Here is a 9,245-nt window from a genome sequence, read left to right as displayed (position 1 = left end):
TTCAAAAAAGAAATTAGTGAAGCAGCTGACCCAGTGGCTAAATTAGCAGAAAAAGAAGCAGAATATGCCGAGTTATTTGCGAATCCTTACACAGCAGCACAACGTGGATTTATTGATGAGGTTATTTTACCTAGAGATACACGAAGAAAATTAATAAAAGCGTTTAGTATGTTAGAAAACAAAGTGGTCGATACACCAAAACGCAAACATGGAAATATTCCTTTGTAATTTAAAATAATGTTAAAACTCCCTTTTTAAAGGGAGTTTTTTTTATCTTGCAACCGTCAAATTAGCTACAATCCATCTAAATTAATTCTAAATGAAATTATTCCAAATTATAACTTTTTTTCTATTCTTCTGTAGTAGTGTTGTTTTTTCTCAAAAGACAATTAAACATACAGTGGTTTCGGGTGAATCGATTTATTCTATTGCTAAAAAGTATGATGTTAGTGAATCCGACATTTATGAATTAAATCCAAAATCGAAAGGCGCTTTACTACAGTTAAAAACTGTTTTGTTGATTCCCAACAAAAAATCAAAACCTAAGAGTAATAAAGAAGTTTTTTCGTCAAAAAACGCTACCGAAACGCACATAGTGGAATCGGGCGAATCGCTTTACAAGATTGCAAAAAAGTACGATATTAGTTTAGAAAAATTAAAAGAATTAAATCCCGATATCAAGCCAGAGTCAATTCAAATTGGAGATAAAATAGTTGTTTCTGCAAAAAAAGTAAAAGAGACTCCTAAAGAAAAAGAAGCTCCTAAAGAAAATAAACCTAAAGAAATAAAAACAGTAGTTACTGAAATATCCAATTCAACTAATATGGATGCTAATTTATGTACAGATGAATTAGGAAATAAAGTGCACACAGTAACCAAGGGCGAAACTTTATATAGACTTTCAAAAAAGTACAAAGTTAGTGTTAAAGATTTGGAAGAAATGAACCCTGAAATTATTGCTAATTTACCTATCGGATATGAAGTTGTAATTAAAAAAGGAGATGTAGAGTTAGCAAAGCATCAAAATGAGATTGTAAGTGGTCCAAAAGATATTGAAGAGCTTTCTCCAGAAAATATGTCTAAAGCCGAATTTTTAATTGCTGTAGCTTCACAACATATTGGAACTAGATATAGAGGTGGTGGAACTACTAGTGCTGGTTTTGATTGCTCTGGATTAATGTTTTCTACTTTTAAACATATTGATATGACTTTGCCTCGTTCTTCAAGTTCAATGGCGGTAGGAGCGGGTTATAAAATTGACAGAAGTCAAGCACAAAAAGGCGATTTAATTTTCTTTACAACCAATGGTAGAGGGAGTATTAATCACGTGGGAATGATTACTGAAATTAATGGTGATGAAATTAAGTTTATTCATTCCTCAGTGCAGGCTGGAGTTATAATTTCATCCACGGAAGAACCTTACTACAAAAAACGTTTCATTCAAATTAATCGTGTTTTAGAAAATAATCGATAGTTTTTTACATGATATTTATCATTTTACTTCCAGCTACTAGCATGTAAATTCGTAACTTTTAAAAGTTATGTCATGAAAGTAGAACAAATTTATACAGGTTGTATTGCGCATGCTGCTTATTACGTTGAAAATAATGGTGAAGCCGCTATTTTTGATCCATTAAGAGAAGTTCAACCTTATATTGATCGTGCTAAAAAAGATAATGCTAAAATCAAATATGTTTTTGAAACGCATTTTCATGCTGATTTTGTCAGCGGTCATCTAGATTTAAAAGCAAAAACGGGAGCTCAAATTGTTTTTGGCCCTACAGCAAAACCTAATTATGATGCTTTAATTGCCTCTGATGGACAAATTTTTACCATTGGAAATTATAAAATAAAAGCCATTCATACGCCTGGTCATACCATGGAAAGTACAACGTACTTGTTGATTGATGAAAATAATAAGGAACACGGAATTATATCAGGTGATACTTTATTTATTGGTGATGTAGGGCGACCAGATTTGGCCCAACACGTGATTGCTGATTTAACACAAGATAAGTTAGCTCGCTTATTATACCATTCGCTTCGCGAGAAAATCATGCCGCTATCTGATGATTTAATTGTATATCCAAATCATGGAGCAGGTAGTGCTTGCGGAAAAAATATGAGTAAGGAAACTACCGATACTTTAGGAAATCAAAAACGAACCAATTATGCGCTTCGACCTGATATGACAGAAGATGAATTTGTAAATGAATTACTTACGGGATTAACAACGCCGCCGGGTTATTTTCCAAAAAATGTATTATTGAATTTAAAAGGATACGAATCCTTGGATAAAGTGATTGAAAAAGGTAAAAAGCCATTGAATCCAAATGACTTTGAAACTTTAGCAAATGTTTCCGGTGCTTTAATTTTAGACACGCGAAATGCAAATGATTTTGCAAAAGGCTTTATTCCAAATAGCATTAATATTGGAATCGATGGTAGTTTTGCTATGTGGGTTGGTGAAATGATTTCCGATATCAATCAAGCTATTCTTTTAGTTACTGAACCTGGTAGGGAAGAAGAATGTATGATTCGACTTTCTAGAGTTGGATATGATAATACTATCGGTTATTTAGAAGGTGGATTTGCATCATGGAAACAATCAGGAAAAGAAATAGATACTTTGAATCGAATTACAGGTAAACAGTTAGAAGAAATGCTTCAAACAGCGGATTTGCCATTATTTGATGTTCGTAAGAAAAGTGAATTTGATTCGGAGCATTTATTAAATTCAGTAAATATTCCATTAAACCAATTGAATACTAAATTAGAAAGTTTTCCAAATGACAAATCTTTCGTGATTTATTGCGCTGGAGGTTATCGCAGTATGATAGCTGCTTCTATTTTAAAACAACGAGGCTTTGATAATTTTATAGATGTTTCAGGTGGTTTTAATGAAATTGCTAAGACAACTCAATTACCTAAAACGGTTTATGTTTGTCCTTCAACTCTGTTATAAAATAAATAAACCGCTTTTAAGCGGTTTATTTATTTATGAAAAAAATTAATTATCTTTTAAAAAGTTAAAAATTTCATCTTTTAGAAATACACGATCTTTTCTCAGATGTGATAATTCATCATCCATTGCTAGTTCTTCGTCTTTTTCAATTTTATATATTTTTTCATCTAATTCCGTATACGAATGAAGTAAAACTTGAAATTCATCATTGTGATGATACAAGTCTTTAATCTTGTCAGCGTATTCTGGAAAATCTTGATAAATAGGGTGTTTAGTTATCATAATGCTGGTTTTTAAGTTTCTATACTCAAAGTTACCTATAAAAAAACAGCCTTGATATGATATTTATCATTTTAAATAAAAAATCCTTACAAGGTTAATGTAAGGATTGTAAAATAATGTTTATTAATTATATGGGTTCTGCATACAAATCAAATTCTGTAGCGTCTGTTACTTTTAAATTTACAAAATCACCTGTTTTTAAGTAGTATTTTGAAGCATCTACCAATACTTCGTTATCTACATCTGGACTATCAAATTCGGTTCTTCCAATGAAATATTGTCCTTCTTTTCTGTCGATAACACATTTGAAAGTTTGTCCAATTTTCTCTTGATTTAAATCCCAAGAAATTTGCGATTGTAAGTCCATAATTTCTGCAGCACGCGCTTGTTTTACTTCATGAGGAACATCGTCTTCTAATGCAAAAGCACCAGTATTTTCTTCATGCGAATAAGTAAAACACCCTAAACGCTCAAATTTCATTTCTTGAACCCAATCACGTAAAATTTCGAAATCTTCTTGTGTTTCACCAGGATAACCAACAATTAAAGTAGTTCTTATTGCCATTCCTGGAACTCTTTCTCTAAATTCTTGTAATAATTTAGTCGTTTTCTCTTTCGTTGTGCCACGTTTCATCGATTTTAAAATAGCATCTGAAATGTGTTGCAACGGAATATCAATATAATTACAAATTTTTGGTTCGCGTTTCATTACATCTAAAACGTCCATTGGAAAACCACTTGGAAATGCATAATGCAAACGAATCCACTCAATTCCTTCTACTTTTACTAAGTTTTCTAATAATTCAGCAAGATTACGTTTTTTGTATAAATCTAATCCGTAATAAGTTAAATCTTGAGCAATTAAAATTAATTCTTTTACTCCTTTTTTAGCCAAACCTTCCGCTTCTTTAACCAATTTTTCAATAGGTTGCGAAACGTGTTTTCCACGCATTAAAGGAATAGCGCAAAAACTACAAGGTCTATCACAACCTTCAGCAATTTTTAAATAGGCATAGTTTTTTGGAGTTGTTGTTAAACGTTCTCCTAATAATTCGTGTTTATAATCAGCTCCTAAAGCTTTTAATAAAAGAGGTAATTCTGTAGTTCCAAAATATTGGTCAACATCTGGAATTTCTTTCTCTAAATCAGGACGGTATCTTTCAGACAAACATCCAGTAACGAATACTTTATCAACTAGACCTTGATCTTTTTTATCCACATATTCCAAAATCGTATTTACTGATTCTTCCTTTGCATTATCAATAAAACCACAAGTATTAATTACCACGATATTGCCTTTTTCTTCGTGCGCTACGTCTTTTCCATTCGCTTTTAGTTGTCCCATTAAAACCTCACTATCATAAGTGTTTTTAGAACATCCTAATGTAATTACATTGATTTTATTTTTCTTTAACGATTTGGTTCTCATGCTTTTAATTTTGATCCCGAACATTCGGTGGGCAAAATTACATAAAATAATTAGTAGAAGCACCAGCGATTTGGAATTTTTTAAAGGTTTGTCCCGCTGTCCGCTATACAAGGTGTCGCTCCCATCGGGGCTAGCGGTTGTGGCTTGGGTATAAAAAAACCACTTCGATTGAAGAAGTGGTTTGATATCTTGTTTTAATTTTTTTAGAAATTAATAGAATAAGTAACGGTAATATTGTGGTTTGTAGTTCTTATTCTTGCGGTATCATTCATTCCTGAAGAAATTAAAGACTGGTTGTAATTTCTGTGGTCGTTAGCATAAGCTACATCTAATCTGCTTTCGCCAAAGTTATAGCCAATTCCTGAAGAATAACCAGTTAAGTCTCCCATTGCAAAATCTACTTTGTATGGACTTTCTTCAAAACGATAACCTCCGCGAAGACTCCATTGTTTGATTTTGTATTCTCCACCAATTCTTAGTTCATAAACGTTTTTAAATTGGCTACCCATTTGAGAGTTTAAATCGCTAAATAAGCCATCGTTAGTTGGTTTAAATTTAATATTGCTGTAATCTTTTGTTGCATAATCAACACTTATTAATCCTTTTTTTCCAAAGATATAAGCGCCACTAAAAGTCCATTTACTTGGTGTTTGAATTTTGTAGGTTTCATAAATATTAACAACGTTAGGGTTAATAACATCTTGATAATCTGTTGTTCCGTCAGTAGTTCTCACAATTAAACGTTGCGATAATTCGTCATTTAAATTATACCATGTTGGAGATTCATAAGCAACACCGGCTCTAAAATTATCGGTGAATTTATAGATTGCTCCTACATTCATAGAAAATCCTGTTCCGTAAGTGTATAATTCATTGTCAAATTGGATATCGGTAACAGTCAATCCAGAGGTGTATAATGGATTGTTGTTTCCTTCGTATACTGAAGTTGATTTAGTATAATCTGTAAAATGTGCATTTAAATTCAAGCCTAAAAATAATTTATTTTTATAAGCTGTAGCAACGTTTGCTGTTAGTTTTCCATTAAATCCAGAGGTTGAAATATAATTTTCGTGGTAATAATCTCCTCCTGTTGGTATATTGGTGTAATAATCAACATTGTTTAGGTCAGAGTCGTCAAAAGCTTCAAATAAGAAAGCCTGGTAGCCCAACATCGCTTGCTGTGCTGGGAATCCCAAGCCTGAAGTTTCTCCTAAGTAAGAATAAAGTTGGGATACAGTTTCTCCAGGTTGTAATTGCATATACTCTAATGGCAATCCTTGTGCTTTGTCTATAAAATAACCTCCGATAGAATTATAAGGATTCACACCAGCAGAAAAGATATTGTTGTCAAAATTATTGGTGCTATCATAGTTAAGTGCAACAGCAATTTTTGACCAATCGGAATTTCCAGAACCATCATTAAAAATTAAAACACCTCCTAATTGATTTAAATCTAATGTACTTAGATTTTCTTTTGTTCTTGTTCCAAAATAATTAGAACGATTTCCAGTATTAAAATTACTTATCGTGATACTTGCGAAGTTGTTATTGAAAAATAATGATCCTGCAGGATTTACATTAATTGAAGATAAATCTCCACCAACGGCACCAAAAGCGCCACTCATAGCTCTAAATCTAGCAGTTCCAGTCAAATTATTTATGGCATATCTTAAAGCATCATTAGTAGTAGTTTCTTGTGCTGTGGCTATTAGAGAACTACCAAAAATTATGGATAATAACAATTTTTTCATTTCAATTTTTTTAATCTTTTAGTGAATTAGTTAACCTCTCCCGCCTCTTCCACCGCCACCGCCAGAACGACCTCCACCTCCGAAACTTCCTCCACCAAAACTTCCTCCTGATGAACTTCTTGGTGATGAATAGTTTGTTCTTGGAGAAGAACTGCTTGGTGTTGAGGTTCGAGGTGATTGTGTATTTGTTCTAGGTGTATGTGTGCCTTCTCTAGGTGTTGTATTTTGCGATCTTGGAGTTGCATTGTGCGATCTTGGAGTTGCATTCTGTGTTCTTGGTGAGTTGCTATTAAAGTTAGGACGTGTTGTGTTTGATCGATTTGAAGTTCTACCACCATTATTATAGTATCCATTTCCTCCTCTTCGACCATGATTGTAGGAAACATTATTGCTGTAATATCCATTGTATCCCCATCCTAGACCATAGTAACCTCCCCAATTAATTCCATAATAGCCTCCCCAGCCTAGACCATAGTAGCTATTCCATCCCCAACCTGTTCCGTACCAATTATTCCATCCCCAATAAGGTGAATACCAACTATTCCATCCAAAATTCCATGGGCTTCCCCAATAAGGCGAATACCAATTGTTCCATCCCCATCCGTTATTATAGTAGTTTATCGTAACATCAGATGAATTGTTACCCCAGCCAGCATAATTATTGTTTGAGTCATTTTTATAAACAGTAACTACAGTGTCTTGTTCTTGGGTGTTATAGTTGTCTACATCTGTAAAGTAGGTGTAATCATCTTGCATGTTTCTAAATTGCAGAGCGTATTTGTTTGATTGATCAGTATTTTGCTCAGAATCTTTATTTTCCGTTTGAGTGTTTGATTTTTCAGAACCATACACACCATCATTATTGTAGTAAGACGAATTTTGGTAGGAACCACAAGAACTTGTGATTACTGCCAATAATCCAAACAAAGAAAATATGGCATTTTTTTGGGTATGTAAGTAATAAGTTTTCATAACTCTTATTTTTTTATTGTTGGACACTTCAAATTTAACTATTTTTGCCAAACAAATTAGTTAAAAATTATATAAACAATTTTTGTGCCAAAATATTCATAATGAGCAAGAACTTAACAACAAGAGCGGAAGATTATTCCAAATGGTATAACGAACTAGTCGTAAAGGCTGATTTAGCTGAAAATTCAGGAGTAAGAGGATGTATGGTGATTAAGCCATATGGCTATGCAATTTGGGAAAAAATGCAAGCTGAACTAGATAGAATGTTTAAAGAAACTGGGCATAGTAATGCTTATTTTCCCTTGTTTGTTCCAAAAAGTATGTTTGAGGCAGAAGAAAAAAATGCTGAAGGTTTTGCTAAAGAATGCGCTATCGTAACACATTACAGATTAAAAACGGATGAAGAAAATAAAGGGAAATTAATTGTTGACCCTAATGCTAAATTAGAGGAAGAGTTAATTGTCCGTCCAACTTCTGAAGCTATTATTTGGTCTACTTATAAAGGTTGGGTGCAATCTTACCGTGATTTACCTTTGCTAATCAATCAATGGGCTAATGTGGTTCGTTGGGAAATGAGAACCCGTTTGTTTTTAAGAACAGCTGAGTTTTTATGGCAAGAAGGGCATACAGCTCACGCAACACGTCAAGAAGCGATTGAGGAATCTGAGAAAATGATGAATGTGTATGCTGATTTTGTTCAAAACTTCATGGCAATTCCAGTGATTAAAGGTTTGAAAACAGAAACAGAGCGTTTTGCTGGAGCTGATGAAACTTATTGTATCGAAGCCTTGATGCAAGATGGTAAAGCCTTGCAGGCGGGAACTTCGCATTTCTTAGGTCAAAATTTTGCCAAAGCTTTTGATGTGAAATTTGCTAATAAAGAAGGAAAACAAGAACACGTTTGGGGAACTTCTTGGGGAGTTTCTACCCGTCTGATGGGAGCTTTAGTAATGACGCATTCAGATGATAAAGGTTTGGTTTTACCTCCAAAATTAGCGCCAATTCAAGTAGTGATTGTTCCTATTTATAAGACTGATGAGCAATTTGATGCAATTTCAGAACAAGTGAATGGTTTAGTTGCTGAATTGAGAAAATTAGGTATTTCAGTTAAATACGATAATAGAGATACTCAAAAACCAGGATTCAAATTTGCAGAATGGGAATTAAAAGGTGTTCCAGTGCGAATTGCTCTTGGACCAAACGATTTAGAAAACGGAACTTACGAAATTGCGCGTAGAGATAATTTGTCTAAAGAAGTTGTGGCTAAAGATGGAGTAGTAAATTACATTCAAAATTTATTGACAACTATTCAAAATGACTTGTTTGCTAGAGCATTAGATTATAGAAACACTCATATTACAGAAGTTAATTCTTTCGAAGAGTTTAAAGAAGTTTTAGAAACTAAAGGTGGTTTCTTAGCAGCACATTGGGACGGAACTGCAGAAACTGAAGAGAAAATCAAAGAATTAACAAAAGCAACCATTCGTTGTATCGCTTTAGATAGAGTAGAAGAAGCTGGAACTTGTGTTTTAACAGGAAAACCTTCGTCAGGAAGAGTCTTATTTGCAAAGGCTTACTAAAAAAAGAGTAAAAAAAGCGAAAAAAAAATATTGATGCTATTGCAGGAATAAAAAATGTGTTTATCTTTGCACTCGCATTACGGAAATGAGGTCTTTTAGACTTTAAAGTACGAGATGGCCCGTTCGTCTATCGGTTAGGACGCCAGGTTTTCATCCTGGTAAGAGGGGTTCGATTCCCCTACGGGCTACATATTGAAAATAGAATTGGTTAATGGCCCGTTCGTCTATCGGTTAGGACGCCAGGTTTTCATCCTGGTAAGAGGGGT

The 9,245-nt window shown here is 33.6% G+C and carries 8 protein-coding genes and 1 tRNA gene; 5 read left to right on the top strand and 4 right to left on the bottom strand.

What is annotated here, in order from left to right; translation table 11 throughout:
- From Q0075_RS09925 to Q0075_RS09915, 3 genes are all read left to right on the top strand, one after another.
- A partial coding sequence (locus Q0075_RS09925) for a carboxyl transferase domain-containing protein (protein ID WP_297869367.1) occupies nucleotides 1-228 on the top strand: 228 nt, incomplete at its 5' end.
- Nucleotides 229-319: 91 nt separating this feature from the next.
- Nucleotides 320-1,474 (top strand): peptidoglycan endopeptidase, encoded by a 1,155-nt coding sequence (locus Q0075_RS09920; RefSeq protein WP_297869366.1) that lies wholly within the window; start codon nucleotides 320-322, stop codon nucleotides 1,472-1,474.
- A 72-nt stretch (nucleotides 1,475-1,546) separates the two neighbouring features.
- Nucleotides 1,547-2,965, top strand: a complete 1,419-nt coding sequence (locus Q0075_RS09915) for an MBL fold metallo-hydrolase (protein ID WP_297869365.1) — start codon at nucleotides 1,547-1,549, stop codon at nucleotides 2,963-2,965.
- Nucleotides 2,966-3,010: 45 nt separating this feature from the next.
- Here the strand turns inward: Q0075_RS09915 and Q0075_RS09910 are convergent, their stop codons facing one another.
- From Q0075_RS09910 to Q0075_RS09895, 4 genes are all read right to left on the bottom strand, one after another.
- The gene (locus tag Q0075_RS09910; protein ID WP_291108650.1) at nucleotides 3,011-3,247 is read right to left on the bottom strand and encodes a DUF465 domain-containing protein; all 237 of its coding nucleotides are present in this window, start codon (nucleotides 3,245-3,247) and stop codon (nucleotides 3,011-3,013) included.
- A gap of 127 nt (nucleotides 3,248-3,374) precedes the next feature.
- A complete protein-coding gene (rimO, locus tag Q0075_RS09905; protein ID WP_297869364.1) occupies nucleotides 3,375-4,676 on the bottom strand; it encodes a 30S ribosomal protein S12 methylthiotransferase RimO in 1,302 nt (433 codons plus the stop codon).
- 203 nt (nucleotides 4,677-4,879) lie between these two features.
- Nucleotides 4,880-6,427, bottom strand: a complete 1,548-nt coding sequence (locus Q0075_RS09900; RefSeq protein WP_297869363.1) for an outer membrane protein transport protein — start codon at nucleotides 6,425-6,427, stop codon at nucleotides 4,880-4,882.
- Between the two features lie 30 nt (nucleotides 6,428-6,457).
- Complete coding sequence (locus tag Q0075_RS09895) at nucleotides 6,458-7,399, bottom strand: hypothetical protein (RefSeq protein ID WP_297869362.1); 942 nt, start codon at nucleotides 7,397-7,399, stop codon at nucleotides 6,458-6,460.
- A 101-nt stretch (nucleotides 7,400-7,500) separates the two neighbouring features.
- Between Q0075_RS09895 and proS the strand changes: the two genes are divergently transcribed.
- Nucleotides 7,501-8,979, top strand: coding sequence for a proline--tRNA ligase (proS, locus tag Q0075_RS09890; RefSeq protein WP_297869361.1), 1,479 nt, complete (start codon nucleotides 7,501-7,503; stop codon nucleotides 8,977-8,979).
- A gap of 116 nt (nucleotides 8,980-9,095) precedes the next feature.
- A tRNA-Glu gene (locus Q0075_RS09885) sits at nucleotides 9,096-9,167 on the top strand.
- Nucleotides 9,168-9,245 lie beyond the last annotated feature (78 nt).

The organism is uncultured Flavobacterium sp. (genome assembly GCF_937967675.1).
GTDB lineage: Bacteria > Bacteroidota > Bacteroidia > Flavobacteriales > Flavobacteriaceae > Flavobacterium.
Note: the sequence above shows the minus strand (reverse complement) of the source record. Positions and strands in the feature narration are given on the sequence as shown.